Source organism: Flavobacterium cupreum (assembly GCF_003996965.1).
GTDB lineage: Bacteria > Bacteroidota > Bacteroidia > Flavobacteriales > Flavobacteriaceae > Flavobacterium > Flavobacterium cupreum.
The window spans coordinates 1-288 of sequence record NZ_QWDM01000235.1 but is presented as its reverse complement, the minus strand read 5'-3'; the positions used below and the strand labels follow the sequence as shown (position 1 = coordinate 288).

General features: G+C 68.1%; 1 protein-coding gene. It reads left to right on the top strand.

The genetic code is table 11. From position 1 onward, the window contains the following. Positions 1–288: hypothetical protein (locus tag D0817_RS27280; protein WP_134737818.1), on the top strand; the 288-nt coding region annotated here is incomplete at both ends.

The window sequence follows — 288 nt, the reverse complement described above, 5'->3', positions numbered from 1 at the left end:
CGACGGGCTCAATACCGCCGGCTTCATTTCCGGCTATCGCGGCTCGCCGCTCGGCGCGGTCGACCAGGAGGCGTGGCGCGCGTCGGCCTTGCTGCAAAAAAGCGGCATCGAGTTTCTGCCGGCGATTAACGAAGACCTTGCCGCCACCGCCGTGCTGGGCTCGCAGCAGGTCGGCACCGACCCGCAGCGCACGGTCGATGGCGTGTTTGGCATGTGGTACGGCAAAGGACCGGGCGTCGACCGCTCCGGCGACGCGCTCAAACACGGCAACGCCTATGGCTCGTCGCG